Here is a 21,169-nt window from a genome sequence, read left to right as displayed (position 1 = left end):
GGCCGCGTACTCCCCGGGAGGCGCGGCCGTCGTCAGACGGGCAGCATGGCCAGCAGCAGACCGGCGGCGGTGAGCACCGCCGGGACCAGGCAGACCAGCGCACCGAAGCGGGGCGTCCGGTCCACCCGGTCGGTGGGCCGCGGGCGGAAGACCCGCCCCACCGCGAGCCAGCCCAGCATGAACGCCACAGCCGGCAGCGGCAACCCCACCAGCAGCGCCAGCACCGTCACCGGTCCCGGACCGGCGACCGCGTACAGCACCAGCTGCAGCAGCGGCACCACGAGCGCCAGCGGTCCGTACACCAGCAGGTTGCGGGGCCGGGCCGGCCACCGGGCCAGCCGCGGCAGGCCACGCGCGCTCATCGTGTCGTCCGCCGCGTCCGCCCAGTCCCCGGCCGCGCGCAGCGCCGCCAGCACCGCCGACGGCCCACCCGTCATCGACCGGGCCGCCTCGGTCACCTCCGGCGGCGTCGGGACCAGCGACATCGCCGGTACGCCCAGATCACGCAGCCGGGACTGCTGTGGCGCCAGCCGTTCGCGTACCGCGGTCAGCTCCTCGCGGGCCGCGGCCACCGACCGCGCCTGCTCCCCGGCGGCGGTGGCCGCAGCCCGGCGTACCCCGTCGAGCGCCCGTGCGGCCGCGACGTACTCCGCCCAGGCCGACTCGGCGGGGTCCGCCACAGTGGTCGGCCCACCCGAGCGGGGCCCTGGTACGGCCGTGCCGGTCTCGCTCATGCCGCCCCCTCCCCGGCGCGGTCGGTCGCCCGTGGATCCGGCTCGATCCGCGCGGTCGCCGTCTCGGCCGCGCCGAACGGCACGAAGACGGTGCCCTGCTCGTCCGGGCCGTCCCAGAGCACCGCGCGTCCCGGCTGGGGCCGCCACCAGACCGGGCGGTCGAAGAGCTGCTCCAGCCGACCACCCGGTACGTCGGTGACCGCTACGGCGGTGAGCTTGTCCACCTCGCCCTCCGGGCCGAGCAGCCCGGCCAGCGGAGCCGGTGTACGCCACCAGCCGAGCAGGTGCCGGCCGGTGGGCGGACCCTCCAGCAGCAGCGTCCGCAGCAGGTCCGGCGGCAGCTCGGTGGCGTCCGGCACGTCCAGCCCGAAGACCACGAGGTAGCCCGGCTCGTCCGACTCCATTGCGGTCCGCAGCCCGGCCACGTCGACGGTCTCCACCCGGTGACGTCCCGCCAGCTCGGCGGCGAGCACCCCGGCCGGCTCGGCCGACCCGTTCGCCAGCGGTGCCAGCACGAACCGGGCCGCGGCCGGATGCGCCGCCGCCGCGCTGCGAACCGCCGTGACCAGCAGCCGCTCGGCCTCCTCATCCCGACCCAGGACGGCCAGGTTCCGCCCCGCGCCCGGCCCCAGCGGCACCGTCACAGTGGACCGCCGCACGTCCACCGCCCGGCCCAGCAACACGGCGGGCGCGTGGGCCCGTCCCGCGAGCGCCGCCCGGTGCCGCGGATCGTTCGCCAGCAGCGGGCGTGCGAACCCGGCGAAGACCACCGGCGGTGCCGACTCGCCCCGCGCCTCCCAGAGCCGTCGCCGCAGGCCGGCCAGGAAGTCGGGATCCTCGTACGGATCAGGGAAACGGATCATCCGTTCGTGTCCCCGGGTCGCGCCGCGCGGACCGCCCAGACCACCCGCCGTGTTCACCACCGCGCTGCCCACCGGCAGCCCGGCCGCCGAGTCGTTCGCCGGCTCCAGCACCGCCGAACCGCCGGGCAGCGCGACCCGCACCGGGAACCGGCCGAGCAGCGGATCACGCGGCCCGCCGATGCCCAGGTCACCCTCGCCCGCCAGCACCAGGTGGATCCCGTACGACCGGCCGGCGCGGGCCACCGCGTCCAACCGGGCCAGCAGGTCGGCGGCGAGCCGGTCCCGCTCGCGCAGCGCCAGCGGGAAGTTGTCGACCACGCAGACGATCCGGGGCAGCGGCTGGTGCTGCCGCAGCTCGGCGTAGCGCTGCCCACCCGCCCGCCGGGACGCCTCCTCGCGGCGGCGCAGCTCCGCCTCCAGCTCGCCGAACAGGTCGGCCACGTACTCCCGGTCGGCCGCCATCCCGGCGGCGCGCACCTGCGGCACCCAGGAGCGGTCCCGCTCGGTCTGCAGGAACTCCACGAAGGACTCGCCGTCGGCCAGGTCGGCCAGATAGAGCACCAGTTCGTCCGGGCCGTACCGGGCGGCGAGGCCGAACAGCGCGGCGGTCAGGAACGCCGACCGGCCCGCCTGGCCCCGGCCGCTGACCAGCCAGTGCGGGGTCAGCTCGGTGAAGCCCAGGCTGACCGGGCGCCCCGCGGCGTCACCAACAGTGGTGCTCAGCCCGTCCGCCGAGCCGGCCGCCCAGAAACCGTCGGCCGGCAGCAGATCGCCCAGGGACAGGCGGGAGCCGTCCTCGATCTGCCGGACCAGCCGGGCGCACACCTCCGCGACCAGGTCGGCGGGCGGATCCTCGTCGAGGAACACGGGCGAGTTCAACCCGCCCGGCGGTTCGGCGCCGGGACTGCCGAAGCCCACGCCGGGCGGGTCAGCGACCAGCGCGTACGCGGTGCGGACCGTGACCGCCGTGGCGCGTGGCAGAGGACTGCCGTCCGGCCAGCCGGCGAGCACCAGATGCAGCCCGGCACGTGGCCCGCCCTCGGCCAGCCCGGCGAGCCGGTCCAGGTCCGCGGTGGTCGTACCGTCCGGCAGCGCGGCGACCACGAGCAGCAGCGTCCGGTCGTGCCCGCGCTGCCGGGCCGTCCCGGCAGCCACCCACTGCTCCGCCTCGGCCAGCACCGCACGCATCCCGGTGAGATCGGTGGCGGGCGGCGGCAGCAGGCCGGCGTCGGCGAGCGGCGCGTACCCGGCGAAGGTCTCACCGGAACCGCCGTCGACCGCACGCGCCAGCAGCGCGCCCGCCGGCGTGGCGGCGAAGACGCGCAGCAGCAGCGCGCGGAGCAGCCCGGCCACCCGGGCGTCGGAGGCGTCCGCATCGAGAGTCACATGGCAGCTGCCGAGCAGCGGCACCAGCGCGGGGAAGCGGGCGTCGTCGAGCGGCGCGGCGGTGCCCACCCGGACCAGCGGCGGCAGGCCGTCACCGGGCGGCGTCGTCGCGGTCAGCGACTCCAGCGACCCGCCGGCCCAACCCGGCGCCGCCACGTCGGCTGCCGTCCGCAGGCGCTCGGCCAGCTCGTACTGCCGGTGATGGTCGGCCGGCGCGGGCCGGATCTCGTCGAGGATGCCCGCCGCGGCTGTGGCGGCGGCCTCGGCCCGACGGTGCAGCGCGGCGGCCCGGCCGGCGCGCGCCTTCGGAGTCGCCACCGCGTCCACCTCTCTTTCCGAGGCCGACATGTCCTCCCCGAGGAGAGACGGTAACCCAGGCGGCGGCCCTCCACCGGGATGTCGGTCGGCGCGGTGAACTGGTCGGCGGTGAGCAGCCTCACCCCGCCGCCGGTCGGCGCCCGCCCGGCGGTTCGCCACGATCCACCGCTTCCAGGCATTGGGTACGCGAGGCGCAGCCGATAGCCTCAGGAGGTGGAATCAGTGCAGCCCCCCGCCGGTTCCCAGGTGTCCCGAGTACCGGCGCAGCGGACCCCGCCGGAGCAGTTGGCGCCCCCCGCGCCCGCTCCCGCCCCGGTACGCCCCAAGCGCCCGGTCCGCACGGTGCTCGCGGTCGTCGCGGGAGTGCTGGCGGTGCTGTGCACTGTCGGCGGGGTGGCCGGGTTCGTGCTGTACGACCGCGCTACCGCCCCGGACCGAAGCGCCCCCGACGTCGTCGTTGCCAGCTACATCCAAGCCTTCCTAGACGATCGTAATGACACGAAAGCGCAGGAGTTCACCTGCGCAAGGCAGGCCAGCCTGGACGCAGTGCGAGCGCTTCGCGACGACCTTTTAGCCCGGGAGCAGCGCTTCAACACGACGATCTCGGTGAGCTGGGGCCCGCTGGCCGTCCAGCAGTCCGGCGACTCCGCGGTGATCGAGGTCGAACTCATCATCTCCGCCTCCGTCGAGGGCATCGCACAGAGCGATCGACAGCGGTGGCGTTTCGAGACGAGACGCGAGGACGGGTGGGGCGTCTGCTCGGCACAACGCGCTGCTTGACACGACTACTCGAGCCAGAGCAGGTGCACCGGCACCTCCAACGTGGTCGGCGCCTGCCCGCGCCAGGCCCACCGGTACCACTCCAGCTCGGGGGCCACCCGCACACAGATGTCGCCGTCCGCGCCGGAGTAGGTCTCGGTGACGGCGCGCAGGTCGCGTCGCTCCACGCCGTCGTCCACGTGCACCACGCGTCGCCCGGTCACCGCGTCCGCCTCGAACACCGGCGTGGGCGGCCGGCGTTCCGGCACGTCCAGCGAGACCAGCCGGAGTCCCGAGGTGGTCGTCGATTCAGTCGCCGGACGCCGTTCGCCGATGGTCTCCACCCAGACCCGTTCCACGGGCACCAGCGGCGCGAACACCTCCACCTGCTCGGCCTCGGCCCGGTACCACTCGTGTTCCGGGATCACCGGTACGTAGGTGCGGCTGCCCTGCACCACCCGCTCGTCGGCCCGCAGGTCGCCACGCCAGCCGAGACCGGGCAGGCCGACCAGCACGCGGCGGCCGCGCAGTTCGGTCCCGCCGGTGGCGGGCACGGTCTCCACCGGCCGGGGCGGCAGCGGCGCCCAGTCCGGCCGGTCGGCGAACGGGTCGGGCAGGGGGTTGCTCATCCGCGCGGCCTCACTCGGTCTCGCCGAGGGGCGCGCCCCGCTTGCGCATGAAGGGAACCGGGTTCTCCGCCCCGTTGCTGGACCGGTCGCCGTCCTTGTGCACCTCGAAGTGCAGGTGGGGACCGGACGAGTTGCCGCTGCTGCCGGCGAACCCGATGACCTCGCCCGCCTCGACCGCCTGCCCCGGCACCACGCGGGGTCGTTCGACCATGTGGCAGTAGCGGGTGATGAACCCGCCGGCGTGCAGGATGTCCACGAACCATCCGCAGCCACCCTTGTTCGGCCAGCCGTCCCGGTCGCAGTCCCGCCGCCCGGAGCGGTCGGGGTCGCAGCGGGCCACCAGTACCCGGCCCGCCGAGGCGGCGTGGATCGGGGTGCCCTTCGAGGCGGCCAGGTCCACGCCGTGATGGCTGGGACGGGCCGTGGTGCGGAAGCCGGAGACCACGCCGCCTGGCAGCGGCGCGGTCCAGCCGGAGGCTGCGATCCGGTCGCCGGCGGCGGCGTCGCACACCGCCTTGCCGGCGATCTCCACGGTCCGGGCGGCACCGCCGGCCAGCGCGTCGACGATGCGCCCGGCCAGTTCCTCGTGCTTGGCGTAGGCGTCGGGGTAGGCGCTGACCTGGACCTGTTGGGCGACCACTGTGAGCGGGCGCTGCTGCCAGTTCGGCACCTTCTCCATCTTCTGGTAGAACTTGCGGGCCGCGTACGAGGGCGTCATCCGCTGCTCGACACTGCCCCACCCGGGCCGCTGCTGGAACAGGCCGAGCGAGTCGTGGTCGGCGCCCACTCCCTCGTGCGGCAGCGCGAGCGACGCCGGGACGGTGCTGTTCGCGAGGTTGCGCAGCGCTGATTCCTGCATCGCGGTGGCCAGCGCGATCACCCAGCCGCGAGCGGGGAGCTTCATGTCCTGGCCGACCTTGATGATGACCGCGGCGTTGCGCAGCTGGCGTTCGCCGTACTCGGCGAAGCGCGGCATGTCGCCGGTCAGGTCAACCTGGTAGGCCGGGTCGCAGTTCAGGGCCGCGAGCTTCGGGTCGTCCTCGTCGCCGCCCAGTTCGGTGAGGAGGAAGGCACCGGCCCCGCCGACGCAGCAGAGCAGGGCGAGCACGCTCGTGACGGCGGTGGCGATCATGCCCAGCCGCAGCTTCCGCCGGATCTGTCCGGAGACGGCCGGACCGGCGGTCACGACCGCTCCCAGTCGATCGCGTCCACCAGCCAGGGCCCGTCCGGTGCGACGAGTTCGAGCCGGAGCGTGCCGTTGTCCAGCGGAACCAGCGCTTCCACGAAGGACTCGGTGCGGGGCCGGAGCGTCGGGGCGCCCGTCGTCCTCCGTGCGGGCACGGTCTCCGGGTCGGCGCCTGTCATCTTCTCGGCCAGCGCCGGGGTGGAGAGCGGCCGCAGGCGGGCCTGCCAGACGTCGCCGCTGCTGCCCGGGCCGCTCAACCACGCGGTGGTGAACCGCCCGGCGACCTGCTCCGGCGTGTCCTCGCCCGGCCGGGTCCTCGGGGCGACAGCGGCCGGTGGGCTGGCCAGCACGCCGTCGTCGCCGGCCTCCGGGTCCGCGGTGCTGATCGGCTGGGTGGGGCGGCTGGTGAGGCCGAGACCGGATTCGCCAGGGCCGGCGACGAGGCGGGCCGCGCCGATCACGCCGAAGACCAGCACGGCGATCACGAGAGCGACACCGATCCGGGACCGGAGAACCCGGGTGAAGAGGAATTCCAGCGCGCGTCGCACCGGACTCACCGGGCCTCGGAGCGGATGCGCGGCGCCGGCCGCGCCGGGGAGGCGCTGCGGCCCGCCGAGTCCGGCCGGTAGACGGCGTAGGAGGGCGTCTCCTCCGGCACGTCCGGATCGGTCCAGGTCGACGGTGCGCGCCGGGGGCGGGGCGTGCCGGCGGGGCGTGCGGTCGCGGGCGTCTCCTCCGGCCGTTCCCGCCCGTCCGGCCGTTCCCGTTCGGCGGGAGTGGCGCTGTGCGCCGGATCCTCGTGCCGGGCCTCCGGCCGGAGGCTGCGCTGGTCCGCAGTCACGGTGCGACGCTTGCCGATCGCCGGTTCGTTGGTGCCGCCGGGCTCGGCCACGTCCAGCCGGGCGGCGATCCGCATGTCCCTGAAGAACCGCCGGTGCCAGGAACCGGCCGAGCTGACCGCTTCGCTGCTGTCCTTGCCGCCGAGCTGGGTGATCCGGCGGTACGGCCGCAGCAGCAACCAGCCGACCACCCCGCAGAGCCAGACCAGCACCACCTGGAGCCAGCCGGGAAGCGTGGCGGTGTTCATGATCAGGTCGACGGCGAAGAGGTAGATGGCCGCTCCGGTACCGAAGATGGCGATGTTGAAGACCGCGGCGACCACCGCGTTCGCCAACCGCCGGAGGCCGGCGCTGGCCGGGCGCATCAGGCCGACCGTGCCGAGAATCGGCGCGGCGATCACCGCCCAGCGGAAGATCAGGAAGCCGAGCAGCACCAGCAGCGAGGCGGTGAGGTCGAACATCGCGAACAGCACCGAGGCCAGCACCGCGATGAACCCGGCGCCGATCCGGTCCATGTCCCGGGTGCCCTGGAGATACTCGTAAGCCTCCGGGTCCTCGGTCTTGATCTGCTCGGCGACCTTGGCCCACTGCTGCTGCTTGGCCTTGATGACCACGTCCCGAGTGGCCGGGTTCGACCGGATCGACTCGGCCTCGTCCCAGGTCAGCGACTTCGCGTCGTAGAGTGCTTGGCCGTACTTCTTCGCGGTCTCGCTGTCCGCCGAGCCGAGCACACCACGCAGCCAGTTCCGGTAGAGCATCGTCTCGGTGGCGGTGTCGCTCGCGCGCACAGCGGGTAGCCGCTTGTCGACACAGGCGCTCGGGTTCGGCAGTGCGCACTTGTCCGGCGGGATGGTCTTGGACGAGGGACCGACCGCGTCGTGCACGACGCCGAGCGTGGTGATCAGCGTGCTGTCGGCGATGTTCGCGGACTTGACCGGCCAGGCGGCCAGCGCGGTCACCGCCACCATCACCAGCAGCGCCCACCCGGCCGTGGTCATCGCGTTGCTCATGTCCGACTGGCGGGACCGCCAGAGCAGGTAGAGACCGACCACGCAGACGGTGACGATGCCGAAGACGCTGAACACCTTCTGGTAGACGGCCTTCGTGGCCTGCTCCACGAGCGGGTCGGCCCAGCTCCACATCGTCCGCGGATCCCAGGCCCGCTCACGCAGCGCGTTCGAGGCGCCGATCACCGCGTTGGCGAACATGAACTCGCCGTTGGCGACCATCGTGGTGAAGCGGTAGTCCGGATGCAGGACCGAGGAGGCGCAGCCGCCGTCGATGTCGTACGTGTTGTAGCTGTATCCGGCGTACCCGTAGTCGCTGTAGAGACCCTTCGGGCCGGGCTCCTTCGCCGAGTCGGGCCGGGACGCGAACCAGCCGGCCAGGCCCGAGTCCGGTGCGGCGGGCACCGGCGCGTTGCGGCACTCGACCTGGTCCTCGCTGACGGCCTTGAGCCTGCCGACGCAGGACCGGAAGTCGGCCTGCCACTCCTTGGTGGTGCACAGCTCGGCGCGCGCCTGGGTGACCGGCGCGGCGGCGTACGCGGGTGTGGCCGCCCCGATCACCGGCCAGGAGATCGTGGCCCCGGCGAGTACGCCGAGCGCGAGGAGGAGCGCCGCGATCCGTGCCCGGGCCCTCACCATGTCACGCCTCCAGGTCAGCCAGGACGGTCGGCAGTATCCCGGCGGCCTGGGCGACCGCGGCGGGGGTGGTGTCCAGGTGCTCCAGCAGCCCGTCGACGTACGACACGTCGACCCGGACCTTCTGCACGCGCCCGTCGACGTCGCGCATGACGAACTCGCGGAAGCCGAGCCGGTTGGCCGATCCGCTGTCCGCCTGGGAGAGCGAGGCGAGTGTGGCCTCGTACCCGTCGTCGACGGGCACCCGCAGCAGGCGCAGCGCCTCGGAGGCGATCTCGCTGTCCTCGGCGATCCGGCCGACGAAGACGGTGGAGACGAGGTTCTGCACGTCGAGGCCGAGGATGTCCTTCGGGTTCTGTGAGGCGACGAGCGCCGCGAGGTTCCACTTACGGGAGTCGCGGGCGAGCCGGACCAGGAACGACCGCCCGGACCGCCAGCCCTCCATGAAGTGCGCCTCGTCGAGGCCGACGAGTTTCCGGGAGGACATCGACCCGCCGTAGCAGCGGCGCACGGCGAGCCGGTGCGCGGTGTGCAGCATCGGCAGCGCGAGCGCCTCCTCGGCCGACCAGTACTCCCGCTCGATCTTCAGGTCGGGGAGCCGCAGACCGGCCATGGTGATGACGGTGAGCGCGGCGTCGGCGCCGAGCAGCCCGTCCGGCGGCCGGCCGAAGAAGAGCATGGCCAGCGGCATCTCGGCGGTGTCGAGCAGTAGGTGGGCCAGTTCGCGACCGGCGTCGTCGTCGAGCCCCTGGAGGCAGGTGACCACGTCGTCGAGCGTGGAGGTCTCCTCGGCCGGCACCTGGCGTACGGCGTGCCGGAACAGCGTGGCGGTGGACGCCTCCCGGGCGACCTGCGGCGGCACCAGCATCATGCAGATGTCCTGCACCAGCATCCGGCGCTCGGCGCGGGCGTTCGACACGCCGATCTCGAATTCGCGGTCGCCCGCCGCCCCGGCGCCGAACTCGCTGCGCAGCGGCGTCGGGATCAGCGCGTACGGCGCGAGTGTGCCCTGTTCCGAGCCAGTCAGGTTGAGCACCCGCGAGTACGGGGCCAACTCGGGCATGGCGCAGAGCCGGGCCAGCGGGCCGGACGGGTCGAGCAGCGTCACCTGCACGCCGCGGCGTGCGGCCAGGTAGCCGAGCGCGCCGAGCAGCGTCGACTTGCCACCGCCCGGTTCGGCGACGAAGACGGCGAGGCCGGAGCGCTCGCGTACCTCCATCGGGAAGTGCAGGTCGAGGAAGACGGGGCGGCGGCAGGTGCCGGCGGTCCGTCCGATCAGGTCGCCGCGCCGGTCACCCACTGTGGACGCGGCCTGCGGCAGCGCGGCGGCGAGCAGGTTGACGGGCATCCGCCGGACGTAGCCGGTGTTGGCGATCGGCTCGCCGGGGATGAACTCGCGGGCCAGCCAGTCCTGGTTCTTCGGGTGCTGGAGCGAGATGCGCAGCTCGCGGGAGTAGAGCTGGATGAGCCGCCGGGCCCGTTCCAGGCACTCATCCCGGGTACGGCCGCCGACCGCGATCCGGTGCCAGCCGTGTGCCCGGGCCGAGTCGACGGGCAGGCCGGTGGTCATCTCGTCGCCGATCACCAGCGCGCGTTTGGCCAGTCGTTCCAGCTCCGGCGGCGCGTCGATGCCGTGCTCGGCGTAGTCGAGCTGCTGCGAGCGGATCATCCGCAGCCGGTGTTCGAGGTTCCGGAAGGAGTCGTTGGGGCCGAGGATGTCGACCCGGGTGGACAGCTCCATCGGCCACGGCAGCCGCTCGTGGAAGTGCAGCCAGGGCTCGTGCCGCTCGGGGATCTCCAGCGGTTCCATCCGGCCGACCGCGAGCACTGCGACGTGGCGTTCCTCGCCGGTCATCCGGTTGACCAGTTTCACCGTCGAGCCGTACGGGGTGCGGTAGCGCTCGACCTGCTCGGTGAGGGCGAGCAGGTCGCCGCGTTCCCACCGGCCGTCGGTGATCGGGGACAGGACGCCGGGCGGCGCCATGCACAGCGCCACCGAGCGGTAGAGCAGCCACTCCAGTTCGGGCGCGGTGACCCGCCGCCCGCGCATGCCGAACGCGCCGAGGACCTCGTCGAACTGCTCGACGGTGCGGCTCAGCCGGCGCCGCTCGCCGTCGGCGGTGCCCCGGCCGAACGTGCGCAGCAGGCGTTCGGTGAGCGAGTCGCCGAGTGACCGGCGGGCGAACGTGACACCGAGGTAGGTCTGGCCCTCGGCGTGGTTGACCGCCATCAGGTGCCGCTGGGCGGCGACCAGGTGGTCGGCCCAGCCGGTGGTGCCGGGTACGTCGGGCAGTGGGGCGGTGGTGTGCGCGTCGATGGTGCGGGCCCACTCGTCGGCGGGGAAGGGCCGGGTGGTGCGGCGCAGGTGCAGCCGGAACCCGGCGAGCCCGGCGTACTGCTCGGAGATCGCCGAGAGCAGTGCCTCGCGTTCGGCGTCCGGCCGGAACGCCCACCGCACCTCGGGCAGCCAGTACCAGGCGGTGACCGTGTTCGGGGTGAAGGTGAGGTGGCCGGCGATCTCGGTGACGGCCAGCTCGACCGACGGATCCCGGTCGCCGAACTTGATTTTCGGGGCGCGGACCCGGACCGGCTTGGTGGGCCGGTTCCGGCGCTCCGGCGTGCGCTGCCGGGGCGGCGCCACCTCACGGTGGGCCGGACGGCCGACCTCGCGCGACGGCGCCGCTCCGGCCGCGGGCGGGTCGGCCGGAGCGGGATCCGGCTCCCGGTTGTCGGTGGGAGCAGGCGGGGGCGCGGGGGCGTGGATCGGCGGGGGCGGCGGTAGCGCCGGCTCGGGCTCGGCCGGGGGCCGGAGCGCGGGCAGCCGGTCACCGGCCTGCTGCGGCACCCGGCTGCGCGACGGCGGCGGGGCGAGCGCGGCGGGCGGGTCGGGCAGGGGCGGCTCGACCGGCAGCGGCGCGGCGTGCACGGGCTCGGGCCGGGGACGCCCGACCGCGCGTACCCCGGGGGCCTGCTCGCGGGCCGGTGGTTCCGGTTCGGCCCGGGGCGCCGGCTCGACCGGCACGGCGGGCTGGTGCGGGATCGGCAGGGGTTCGCGGCCGACCCCGCGGCGGGGCGGCGCCACCACCGGCTCGACCGGTGCCGGCGGCGTGGACGCGGCGGGACGCCGCCGGGGCTGCGCGCCGCCGAACAGGTCGAGGAAGGGCGAGTCGATGTCGCCGTCGGGGCGTACCGGTTCACGCGGGCTGAGCGGTCGCGGCGGCTGGAAGACGCCGACGCGACCGTGCCCGGGGCTGGTGACGAGCGCACTGTCCAGGACGACCTCGTCCAGGTCCTCGTCCGGTGGGTAGTCGAACGATCGCGCACGGTTACCGGTCGGCCCGGCCGGACGCCCGGCCGGGGAACCCGGCGTGGAAGAGCGACTCATGCGACCGCCTCACCCGCGTCGTTCGTCTGCACGGTTGTCGTACGCCCGGTCATGCCAGTTCCTCCCGGATCCTGATCCGGCTCGCGACGAGCCGCGGATCCCGCTGCTCGGTGGCCGGTTCCCGGGTGCGTCGCCAGTCGGTCAGCGCGGTCCGGATGACCATGCGCGCGGGCCGGTCCGGGTCGACGTACCGGAAGATGAACGAGGTCGTCACGATCGCCAGCGAGATCTCCCAGGCGGGGAACAGTTCGACCTGGAGCGTGAACAACCAGTGGATGAACATGTAGAGGGGTACGAGCAGCATGAACAGGCCGTACTGGGCGTACGGCAGGTGAACGGGAAGGGTGTACCCGGGCGGCCCCAGGTAGACGAGGCGTGCCCGGTAGATGTCGTCGTCGGTGCGCAGCCGCATCGTCGCCCAGCGCCCTACTCGAAGATCAGGTTGATCAGGTAGTCGCCGACGAAGAAGAGTGTTGCCGCTCCGGCGATGAAGGCCAGGCCGATGATGGCGATGGCCGAGCTGGTCAGCACCTTCGAGATCTCGCCCCGGCTGGCCCGGCCGATGAAGATCACCCCGAGGACCGCGAGCAGGATCGGTGCGATCTTGCTGGCGAAGAAGGTGACGACGTTGTCGGTGTCGATGCCCTTCGGGGCCGGCTCGGCGAGTGGAGTCGACGCCAGGGTGTGGAGCGCGTGGTCCACGGCACTGGACGCCGTTGCCATGAGCTCGATGGCGATCACTGGAAACCTCCCCAAGGTCGCGGCCGGCGGCGCCGCGTTGGTGCAAGTAGGCAAGCCTGGCGGGATGGTGCTCGTCAGAGACAGCGCCGTCGACGCTGAGTCAGTCACCCACCACGTAGAGTGGTGAGTTTTGGGGGGATTCTTCCCGCTTCGGCCCTCCCTCCAGGCTTCGCCATCTCGATGCTGGGCAATTCCAAAGCGTACGGCCCGGCCACCTTTGCGACAAGCCGTGAAGAGTCGACCCCCGACGGCCCGGATGACCGATCGTACACCTGTTCCAATGCGCACGTCAGGGGTGCCGCGTCGCGCGCTCGCCCGGTGGCCGGAAGCCCGGCCGGCGAACGGTACTGTCGGGTCCGTGACCGATCTGGTACGGGCGGAGACCCCGGTGGTGATGGGCGTCCTCAACGTCACGCCCGACTCCTTCTCCGACGGCGGCAGATACGCCGATCTGGACGCGGCCGTCGCACACGGGGTGCGACTGCGCGCCGACGGCGCCGATCTGATCGACGTGGGTGGCGAGTCCACCCGGCCCGGCGCCGACCGGGTCGACGCGGAGACGGAGACCGCCCGGGTGCTGCCGGTGGTCCGCGAGCTGAGCGCCGCCGGCATCCGGGTCAGCATCGACACCAGCCGCGCCCGGGTCGCCGCGGCCGTCCTCGCCGCCGGCGCGTACGTGGTCAACGACGTCTCCGGCGGCCTCGCCGACCCGGACATGGCCCAGGTGGTCCGCGACGCCGGCTGCCCCTGGGTGCTCATGCACTGGCGGGGGCACTCGCGGGGGATGCGTGAGCTGGCCACGTACACCGACGTGGTGGCCGAGGTCCGGGACGAGCTGAGCCGGCGCGTCGACGCCGCGCTCGCCGCCGGGGTGGCCGCCGACCGGATCATCGTCGACCCGGGCCTGGGTTTCGCGAAGACCGCCGCGCACAACTGGGCGCTGAGCGCCCGCCTGCCCGAGCTGGTCGCCCTTGGCTTCCCGGTGCTGTTCGGCGCCAGCCGCAAGTCCTATCTGGGCAGGCTGCTCGCCGACCCGGCCGGCGAACCCCGGCCCACCGCCGGACGGGAGGCCGCGACCGTCGCGACGAGCGTGCTCGCCGTCGCGGCCGGCGCCTGGGGGGTACGCGTGCACGAGGTCCGCGACACCGCCGACGCGCTCGCCGTCTGGCGCGCCACCGGCAGCCCCCGGCTCGCCGCCGCGACCGGCGCGCGGCCCGCGACCGCGCCGCGGACAGAAACGCCGACCGGCGGCAGACGGCCGACGGAAGCGGCCACCGGCACGAGCGGAGGCGACCGATGACCGACCGGATCGAGCTGACCGGCCTGCGCGCGCACGGCCGGCACGGCGTCTACGACTTCGAGCGCGCCCAGGGGCAGGAGTTCGTGGTCGACGCGGTGCTCGAACTGGACCTGGGACCGGCCGCGCGCTCGGACGAGGTGACCGACACCGTCCACTACGGCGAACTGGCCGAACGCCTGGTCGCGGTGATCACCGGCGAGCCGGTGAACCTGATCGAGACGCTCGCCGACCGGCTGCTCGCGGTCTGCCTGGCCGAGCCGCTGGTGGCCGCCGCGGCGGTGACGGTGCACAAGCCGGAGGCCCCGATTCCGCACGCCTTTCGGGACGTCGCGGTCACGATGCGGCGTACCCGATGACCCGGGCCGTGCTGTCGATCGGCAGCAACCTGGGCGACCGCCTCGGCCACCTGCGCGGCGTGGTGGCCGCGCTCGGCGACCGGGTGCTGGTGGTCTCCGGCGTCTACGAGACTCCACCATGGGGGGACGCCGACCAGCCCGCGTACCTGAACGCGGCGGTGATGGCCGCGGACCCGGCGGCGACGCCGGAGGACTGGCTGGCCCGCGCCCGGACCGCGGAGGCGGCGGCCGGGCGCGCCCGCGACCCGCGACGACGGTACGGGCCGCGCACGCTGGACGTGGACGTGATCGCGGTCTGGGACTCCGAGGGTGAGCCGGTGCTGCGCGACGATCCCGAGCTGACGCTGCCGCACCCCCGGGCCCACCTGCGCGCCTTCGTGCTGCGCCCGTGGATCGACATCGAGCCGCACGGCCGGCTGCCCGGGCACGGCTGGCTGACCGACCTGCTCAACGCCGAGCCGCTCGCCGGGGACGCCCTGGAACTGAGCCCGCGGCCCGAACTGACGCTAGAGTCGGACACATGACCCGGAGGATCGTGGCCCGGCAGCGGCTAGTGGAGGAGGTGCGGTGAGCACCGATCGCTCCCCGCAGGGGCCCGACCGCTTCCGGATGGGGCCGACCCGGGCCTCCACGCTCGTCGTGGCCGGCCTGGCCGCCGCCGCAGTGGCCTGGCTGCTGATCAGCGGCTTCTACTACGACTTCGCGCCCGATCTGCCCTGGCTGCCGGTGATCACGCTGGCCGGCCTCGCCGTGCTGGAAGGCTACGCGGCGGTGAACACCCGGAGCCGGATCGAACGGCGGCCCGGCCGGGAGCCGGTGAACCCGCTGCTGGTCGCCCGGTTCGTGGTGCTGGCCAAGGCGTCCGCGCTGGCCGGAGCCATCTTCGCCGGCTTCTACGCCGGGCTGACCGGCTGGCTCTTCGTGGAGCGGACGAACGCGGCGGCGGGTGACCGCCCCGCCGCGCTCGGCGGCCTGATCGCCGCGCTGGCGCTGGTCGCGGCCGCGCTCTGGCTGGAACGCTCCTGCCGCGTCCCCGAGCAGGAGGACGACGAGGACCGCGCGCCGGGCGACCGGGAGACGCCCCACGGCCGTCTCTGAGGGTTCCCCCCACCCCGGCCCGGCGGTACCGTCCCTGGCTACCGGAGAGCGACGGCCGCCACCGGTCCGCCCGCCCGTGGGCCGGTCGCGGCCACCTGGGGAGGCGCGAGCCAATGGCGTACGACGATGCGGGCCGGACAGCGCCGCCGGAGACGTCGTCCGGGGTGCCCGCTGCCGTACTGGAGAACGTCTTCGACGACCCGGCGCATGGCGAACCCGGCCGGGACCGGATCGCGGTGCACGTGATCTGGGAGTTCGTGCTGCTCGCCGGGCTGGTGACGATGGCCTGGCTGCTGTGGCGGGAGGACGCGGACGCGCTGCGCGGCGGTGCGCTGAAGGCCCTGCTCGTCGACGTGGCCGCGCTGGGCCTGCTCACGCTCGCCGCCGGCCTGAGCCTGCGGGCCGGCGCGGTGAACCTGGCGATCGGCCCGGTGGCGCTGGCCGCCGCGCTGCACTTCGCCGAGCAGGGCGACCGGGGCATGCGGGAGGCGCTGCTGCCGGCGCTGGCGGTGGCGGCGGCGGCCGGGCTGGCGCTCGCCCTGGCCGTGGTGGTGCTGCACGTACCAGGCTGGGCGGCGAGCCTGGCCGGGGCGGCCGGCGTGATCGTCCACCTGGAACAGCGGACTGGTCCGGTGACGGTGCAGGGTTACTACGACCCGAGCCGCAGTGCGCTCTACTTCTTCGTCGGCTTCGCCGCGATCGCAGTCCTCGGTGGCCTGTTCGCCGCGATGAAACCGGTACGCCGGATGATCGGCCGGTTCCGCCCGGTCGCCGACCCGGCCCGGCGGCGCGGCGCGGTGGCCGCCACGGTGACCGCGCTGGCGCTCGCCGGGTCCACGGTGCTGGCGATGCTCGGCGGCGTGCTGATCGCGGCGAACGGGGACGGCGAGGTCGCGCCCGGCACCGGCCTGGACTGGACCGTGCTGGCGGTCGGCACGGTCATGCTCGCCGGCACCAGCGCGTACGGGCGGCGCGGCGGGATCTTCGGCACGCTGTTCGCGGTCTGCCTCGTGGTGGTGTTCCTGGCGTGGACCGTGCCGTACGGCTGGACGGTCAGCCGGTGGGCGCTCGGCGGCACCGTGCTCGGCGCCGGGCTGCTCGTCACCCGGCTGGTCGAGACGTTCGGCCGTCCCCGTCCGGCGCCGGCGGGCGAAACCGCCCCGATCCGCCCGACCCGGGACGGCGCGTTGAGCGGCGGCTGGACGATGACTCCGCCGCCCGAGCCGGCCGACGCCTGGCCGTCGGTCCTGCCGGTACGCCAGGACGACTCCCCGGTCCAGGCGTGGGAGGCCCCGCGCTGGGACAGCGAGCCCCGGCGCTGGGACGCCGACGAGCGCTGACCATGGTGGCGGCCGTGCGTCGGGCGCGCCGAAGCTGATCTCGCCGGTTAGGCTCGGCGGCATGAGCGAGACTCCTGCCCCCGGCGGCCGCACCTTCGACGAGCTCGACAAGCTCTCCACCGAGGAGTTGCGCGAGCAGGCGTTCGACCTGGCGCGCGAGCGCCGCGACGTGAAGTTCTTCTGGTCGGTCCTGCGGCACCTGCCCAACGCCGACGAGGCCGCCGCGCTGGACGGCGCGCCGAACTCGATCGGCCCGACCATCGACGAGGCGAACGCGCTCTGGCGTGAGCTGACCGGGCACGGCTACGACGAGTCCGCGCCGCTGCTGCGCGCCGCCTTCATCGACTACCTGATGAAGCACTGAGGTCGATGACGGCCCGCCGGGGGGCGGCGGCCGACCGGTTACGCAGGTTTGCCCGGCGGGACCGGCCGGGAACTGACCGCCGCATGGCCTTGAGCAACCGCCCCCGCACCGTCTCCCGGTACGGCACGGCCGCCGGCACCGGCACGCTCGCCGCGTTCCTGCTCGTCGCCGTCGGCGGCAGTCCGATGTACGTGGACTGGGCGCAGCGCGGCACCGACCCGACCGGTGCCGGCGGCTGGTTCCTGCGGCTGCTCGCCTGGCCGTCCTGGCGGTGGCAGGCCGACGAGGGCGTGTTCGCCACCAACCTACGGGCGATCCTGCTGCTCGTGCTGGCCGCGGCGCTGCTGTACCTGCTGCCCGGCCCGCAGGTCGACCGGGTGACGTCCTCCGGCAGCCAGTTCCTCTCCGGCTGGGGCGCGTACGCGCTCGCGGGCGGGCTCAGTGCCCTGCTCGCCACGCTCCTCGGTCCGCACGGCTCGCTGTTCGCCGCGTTCCAGGCGGCCAGCACCGGCGTCACGTACGGGTTCTTCGCCGGCTGGATCGTCGGCCTGGCCAGCCTCGGCGGCCGGGCCTGACCTCAGTCCACGGCACCCAGCGTCAGCAGCCGGGTCCGGGCGAGCAGTCCCACCGCCCGGCCCTCCTCGGTGACCACCGCGTGCTCCGCGCCGGAGGCGAGCAGCGCGCCGAGCGCGTCGTACGCCGAGTCGCCGAGCGCCACAGTGGGCAGGCCGCTGCCGCCGCCGGCCGGGAGCGGGTCGAGCACCGCGCGGGTCACCGGGGTCACGGCGAGACGCCGGATGCCCCGGTCGGCGCCGACGAACTCGCGGACGAAGTCCGAGGCGGGCGAGCCGAGCAGCGCGGCGGGTGCGTCGTACTGCTCCAGCCGGCCGCCCTCGGACAGCACCGCGATCCGGTCGCCCAGCCGGACCGCCTCGTCGAGGTCGTGGGTGACCAGCACGATCGTCTTGCGCACCTCGGCCTGCAACCGCAGGAACTCCTCCTGCAGGCGGGTCCGGACGATCGGGTCCACCGCGGAGAACGGCTCGTCCATCAGCAGCACCACCGGGTCGGCGGCGAGCGCGCGGGCCACACCCACCCGTTGCCGCTGCCCGCCGGACAGCTCGTGCGGGTAGCGCCGACCGAACTGGGCCGGATCGAGACCGACGAGTTCCAGCAGTTCGCCGACCCGGTCCCGGGTCCGCTGCTTCGGCCAGCCCAGCAGCCCCGGCACTGTCGCGACGTTCGCGGCGACGGTCTGGTGCGGGAACAGGCCGACGTTCTGGATGACGTAGCCGATGCGGCGGCGCAACGCCACCGGATCGACGCGGGTCACGTCGTCGTCGCCGAGCAGGATGCGCCCGTCGGTCGGCTCGATCAGCCGGTTGATCATCCGCAGCACCGTCGACTTGCCGCAGCCGGACGGGCCGATCAGCACCACCAGCTCACCGGCGGCGACCTCCAGGCTCAGCTCGCGTACCGCCTCGGTGCCGTCCGGGTAGCGCTTGCGGATGCGCTCCAGCGTGATCGACGCCGCGCCGCCTCCGGCGGCGCTTCCCGGGGTACCGTCCACGTGTGTCCCTCCACCTGAGCTACCGGGCCGACCCGGGTAATCCGTGGTTCTCCTGGCAGTACGTGCGGGACAACTCTGACACGATCCTCGCCGCGCTGCGGGAGCACACCTCGCTCACCGCCCGCGCCGTGGTGATCGCCGCGCTGGTGGCGCTGCCGCTCGCGGTGCTCGCGTACTGGTTCCGGTCGCTGTCGGCGCCCATCCTGGCGGTGACCGGGGTGCTCTACACCGTCCCGTCGCTGGCGTTGTTCGCGTTCCTCGCGCCCTACCTGGGCATCGGCGCGATCACCGTGCTCACCGTGGTGGCGCTGTACGCGTTGCTGGTGATCGTGCGCAACGCGCTGGCCGGGCTGAACCAGGTGCCGCCGGAGGTGCGCGAGGCCGCCGAGGGCATGGGGTACGGCAGGTGGGGCCGGCTGTTCCGGATCGAACTGCCGCTGGCGCTACCCGGCATCCTCACCGGCGTACGGCTCGCGACCGTGTCGACTGTCGCGCTCGTCACCGTCGGGGTGGTGGTCGGCCGGGGCGGGCTCGGCCAGCTCATCTTCGCGGGCTTCCAGAACAACTTCTACAAGGCGCAGATCATGGCCGGCACGGTGCTGTGCGTTCTGTTGGCGCTGGTGCTCGACCTGGTGCTGGCGGGCGCCGGACGCCTGCTCACCCCCTGGCTGCGCGGGAGGTCCGCCCGGTGAACCCCGTCGAACAGGCAGTGGTCTGGCTGAACGACCCGCTGAACTGGACCAACCCCGGCGGCGTGCTGGACCGCCTCGGCGAGCACCTCAGCATGTCGGCGCTGGCGGTGCTGCTGGGCTGCCTGGTGGCCTGGCCGATCGGGCTCTGGCTCGGGCACAGCGGCCGGGGCGGCGGGCTGGTCCTGCTGGTCTCCAACGTCACTCTGGCGATCCCGACGCTGGCGCTGCTGACCATCCTGCCGCTGACGTTCCTCGGCTTCGGCCGTCCGGCCGTGGTGGTGGCGCTCGCGGTCTTCGCGGTCCCGCCGCTGCTGGCGAACGCGTACACCGGGGTGCGGCAGGCCGACCCGGAGGCCCGGGACGCGGCCCGGGGGATGGGTCTGTCCGGCGGGCAGGTGCTGCGCCGGGTGGAACTGCCGCTCGCCGTGCCCTACCTGGCGGCCGGCTTCCGCACCGCGGCGGTGCAGGTGGTGGCCACCGCCGCGCTCGCCTCGTTCGTCAACGGCGGCGGGCTGGGCCAGATCATCCGGGCCGGATTCGGGCTCGACATCGCCGCCGGCGGCGGTCAGATCATCGCCGGCGGGGTCCTGGTGGCCGGGTTGGCGCTGCTCGTCGAGGGGGTCCTCGCCCTGGTGGAGCGGGCGGTGACGCCGCGCCCGCTGCGTCGCGTACGCAGGCGGGCGAACCGCCGCGCGACGGCTGCGACGACCGGCGGTTGAGCCGCCGGTGACGATCGGGTGACGAAAACCGCTCCGAGTTTGTCGGTCGGGTGCGGAGGATATTGGCTGGAGTCGCGGGTGGCCGTCCGGATCGCCCGTCGGACACGCGGCCGGCCCGAGAGGGCCGCGCCGGGACACGGAAGGCGGGCACTGAATGCGCGCGCGTACGACATTGGCCGCGGGGGCGCTCGGCGCACTCACCGCTGCTGTTCTCCTCACCGGCTGCGGCGACGCCGGCTCGTCCGGCACCGACGCGCCCGAGCAGGGCGCCTCGGGGGCGGGCTGTGCTCCGGTGGCTGGAGACCAGCTCGTCGTCCTGACCGACGACAAGAAGCTCCAGAACACCGACAACGTCATCCCGGCGATCAACGCGAAGGCGGCCACGCCGCAGCTCGTCGCCGCGCTGGACAAGGTCTCCGCGAAGCTCGACACCCCGAAGCTGATCCAGCTGAACCGGGCGGTCGACGTCGACCGCAAGACGCCCCAGGTCGCGGCGCAGGAGTTCGCCTCCGCCAACGGCGTGACCGACGGGATCGAGAAGGGCCCGGGCGGCCAGATCACTGTCGGCGCCGGCAACTTCAGCGAGAGCCAGACCCTCGCCGAGCTCTACAAGATCGCGCTCACCGCGGCCGGCTACGAGGTCGAGGTGCAGACCATCGGCAACCGTGAGCTCTACGAGCCGGCCCTGGAGAAGGGGCAGATCCAAGTCGTCCCGGAGTACGCCGCCACCATGGCGGAGTTCCTCAACACCAAGGCCAACGGCAAGGACGCCCAGCCCGTCTCCTCGCCGGAGCTGGACAAGACGGTCGCGGCGCTGAAGACCGAGGGTGACAAGGCCGGCCTGGTCTTCGGCCAGCCGTCCCAGGCGCAGGACCAGAACGCGTTCGCGGTGACCAAGGCGTTCGCCGACAAGTACGACGTGTCCACGCTCTCCGAGCTGGCGGCGAAGTGTTCCGGGCAGGCCACCGTGCTGGCCGGGCCGCCGGAGTGCCCGCAGCGGCCCAAGTGCCAGGCCGGCCTGGTCGAGGTCTACGACTTCAAGGCCGGTTCGTTCAGCTCGCTGGACGCGGGCGGCCCGCAGACCAAGAACGCTCTGAAGACCGGCTCGGCGAGCGTCGGCCTGGTCTTCTCCTCCGACGCGGCGCTGGCCACCAGCTGACGCACCACCGCCGGCCGGCGCCACGCGTGCCGGCCGGCGGCACGGCCGCCCGGTTCGACGGGCCGCTGATCGAGTGGCGCCGACCCGT

20 protein-coding genes and 1 pseudogene are annotated in these 21,169 nt (G+C 73.9%); 11 read left to right on the top strand and 10 right to left on the bottom strand.

All coding sequences use genetic code 11. The features are described 5' to 3' along the window. Window positions 1-32 precede the first annotated feature (32 nt). Both GA0070215_RS18060 and GA0070215_RS18055 read right to left on the bottom strand, forming a co-directional pair. Complete coding sequence (locus GA0070215_RS18060; protein ID WP_091047716.1) at window positions 33-734, bottom strand: hypothetical protein; 702 nt, start codon at window positions 732-734, stop codon at window positions 33-35. Beyond that, on the bottom strand, window positions 731-3,310 hold the full coding sequence (locus GA0070215_RS18055) for an FtsK/SpoIIIE domain-containing protein (RefSeq protein WP_208600373.1): 2,580 nt from the start codon (window positions 3,308-3,310) through the stop codon (window positions 731-733). Before GA0070215_RS18055 ends, GA0070215_RS18060 begins: the two co-directional genes overlap by 4 nt. A gap of 213 nt (window positions 3,311-3,523) precedes the next feature. On the opposite strand from GA0070215_RS18055, the gene GA0070215_RS18050 reads away from it, so the two are divergent. Next, entirely contained in the window at window positions 3,524-4,081 is a 558-nt protein-coding gene (locus GA0070215_RS18050) for a hypothetical protein (RefSeq protein ID WP_091047710.1), read from the top strand. A gap of 5 nt (window positions 4,082-4,086) precedes the next feature. On the opposite strand, the gene GA0070215_RS18045 is transcribed toward GA0070215_RS18050, so the two are convergent. The 7 genes and pseudogenes from GA0070215_RS18045 to GA0070215_RS18015 form a co-directional block, all read right to left on the bottom strand. After that, entirely contained in the window at window positions 4,087-4,689 is a 603-nt protein-coding gene (locus tag GA0070215_RS18045; protein WP_018786608.1) for a hypothetical protein, read from the bottom strand. 10 nt (window positions 4,690-4,699) lie between these two features. Next, window positions 4,700-5,821 (bottom strand): M23 family metallopeptidase, encoded by a 1,122-nt coding sequence (locus GA0070215_RS18040; protein WP_051090491.1) that lies wholly within the window; start codon window positions 5,819-5,821, stop codon window positions 4,700-4,702. 50 nt (window positions 5,822-5,871) lie between these two features. Continuing rightward, window positions 5,872-6,432: a hypothetical protein gene (locus tag GA0070215_RS18035; RefSeq protein ID WP_091047706.1), complete on the bottom strand. Its 561-nt coding sequence runs from the start codon at window positions 6,430-6,432 to the stop codon at window positions 5,872-5,874. Continuing rightward, a complete protein-coding gene (locus tag GA0070215_RS18030) occupies window positions 6,429-8,360 on the bottom strand; it encodes an MraY family glycosyltransferase (RefSeq protein WP_091047701.1) in 1,932 nt (643 codons plus the stop codon). Before GA0070215_RS18030 ends, GA0070215_RS18035 begins: the two co-directional genes overlap by 4 nt. 1 nt (window position 8,361) lies before the next feature. Next, a pseudogene (locus GA0070215_RS18025) lies at window positions 8,362-11,208 on the bottom strand (ATP-binding protein); the annotation flags it as partial. Between the two features lie 583 nt (window positions 11,209-11,791). After that, window positions 11,792-12,154: a hypothetical protein gene (locus tag GA0070215_RS18020; protein WP_013288977.1), complete on the bottom strand. Its 363-nt coding sequence runs from the start codon at window positions 12,152-12,154 to the stop codon at window positions 11,792-11,794. A 14-nt stretch (window positions 12,155-12,168) separates the two neighbouring features. Beyond that, window positions 12,169-12,483, bottom strand: a complete 315-nt coding sequence (locus GA0070215_RS18015; protein ID WP_013288976.1) for a hypothetical protein — start codon at window positions 12,481-12,483, stop codon at window positions 12,169-12,171. A gap of 358 nt (window positions 12,484-12,841) precedes the next feature. On the opposite strand from GA0070215_RS18015, the gene folP reads away from it, so the two are divergent. The 7 genes from folP (at window position 12,842) to GA0070215_RS17980 (ending at window position 17,516) form a co-directional block, all read left to right on the top strand. Further along, window positions 12,842-13,783, top strand: a complete 942-nt coding sequence (gene folP / locus GA0070215_RS18010) for a dihydropteroate synthase (RefSeq protein WP_244167040.1) — start codon at window positions 12,842-12,844, stop codon at window positions 13,781-13,783. After that, window positions 13,780-14,139, top strand: a complete 360-nt coding sequence (gene folB, locus GA0070215_RS18005; RefSeq protein WP_018786616.1) for a dihydroneopterin aldolase — start codon at window positions 13,780-13,782, stop codon at window positions 14,137-14,139. The genes folP and folB overlap by 4 nt, the downstream gene beginning before the upstream one ends. Next, on the top strand, window positions 14,136-14,663 hold the full coding sequence (gene folK / locus GA0070215_RS18000) for a 2-amino-4-hydroxy-6-hydroxymethyldihydropteridine diphosphokinase (protein WP_018786617.1): 528 nt from the start codon (window positions 14,136-14,138) through the stop codon (window positions 14,661-14,663). The genes folB and folK overlap by 4 nt, the downstream gene beginning before the upstream one ends. Before the next feature lie 85 nt (window positions 14,664-14,748). Continuing rightward, a complete protein-coding gene (locus tag GA0070215_RS17995; RefSeq protein WP_091047903.1) occupies window positions 14,749-15,237 on the top strand; it encodes a DUF3180 domain-containing protein in 489 nt (162 codons plus the stop codon). 113 nt (window positions 15,238-15,350) lie between these two features. Further along, entirely contained in the window at window positions 15,351-16,577 is a 1,227-nt protein-coding gene (locus GA0070215_RS17990) for an ABC transporter permease (protein WP_091047691.1), read from the top strand. A 61-nt stretch (window positions 16,578-16,638) separates the two neighbouring features. Then, a complete protein-coding gene (locus GA0070215_RS17985; protein ID WP_018786620.1) occupies window positions 16,639-16,941 on the top strand; it encodes a hypothetical protein in 303 nt (100 codons plus the stop codon). Window positions 16,942-17,024: 83 nt separating this feature from the next. Continuing rightward, window positions 17,025-17,516 carry a hypothetical protein gene (locus tag GA0070215_RS17980; RefSeq protein WP_018786621.1) on the top strand — a complete coding sequence of 164 codons (492 nt, stop codon included), beginning with the start codon at window positions 17,025-17,027 and terminating at the stop codon, window positions 17,514-17,516. 2 nt (window positions 17,517-17,518) lie between these two features. Here GA0070215_RS17980 and GA0070215_RS17975 read toward each other — a convergent pair whose 3' ends face one another. Beyond that, window positions 17,519-18,511 carry an ABC transporter ATP-binding protein gene (locus tag GA0070215_RS17975; protein WP_091047688.1) on the bottom strand — a complete coding sequence of 331 codons (993 nt, stop codon included), beginning with the start codon at window positions 18,509-18,511 and terminating at the stop codon, window positions 17,519-17,521. A 2-nt stretch (window positions 18,512-18,513) separates the two neighbouring features. On the opposite strand from GA0070215_RS17975, the gene GA0070215_RS17970 reads away from it, so the two are divergent. From GA0070215_RS17970 to GA0070215_RS17960, 3 genes are all read left to right on the top strand, one after another. Then, on the top strand, window positions 18,514-19,203 hold the full coding sequence (locus tag GA0070215_RS17970) for an ABC transporter permease (protein WP_018786623.1): 690 nt from the start codon (window positions 18,514-18,516) through the stop codon (window positions 19,201-19,203). After that, window positions 19,200-19,922 carry an ABC transporter permease gene (locus GA0070215_RS17965; protein ID WP_091047687.1) on the top strand — a complete coding sequence of 241 codons (723 nt, stop codon included), beginning with the start codon at window positions 19,200-19,202 and terminating at the stop codon, window positions 19,920-19,922. The genes GA0070215_RS17970 and GA0070215_RS17965 overlap by 4 nt, the downstream gene beginning before the upstream one ends. A 154-nt stretch (window positions 19,923-20,076) precedes the next feature. Beyond that, window positions 20,077-21,081: a glycine betaine ABC transporter substrate-binding protein gene (locus tag GA0070215_RS17960; RefSeq protein ID WP_026268183.1), complete on the top strand. Its 1,005-nt coding sequence runs from the start codon at window positions 20,077-20,079 to the stop codon at window positions 21,079-21,081. The last annotated feature ends 88 nt before the right edge of the window (window positions 21,082-21,169 follow it).

Source organism: Micromonospora marina, from assembly GCF_900091565.1.
GTDB classification, from domain to species: Bacteria; Actinomycetota; Actinomycetes; order Mycobacteriales; family Micromonosporaceae; genus Micromonospora; species Micromonospora marina.
Note: the sequence above shows the minus strand (reverse complement) of the source record. Positions and strands in the feature narration are given on the sequence as shown.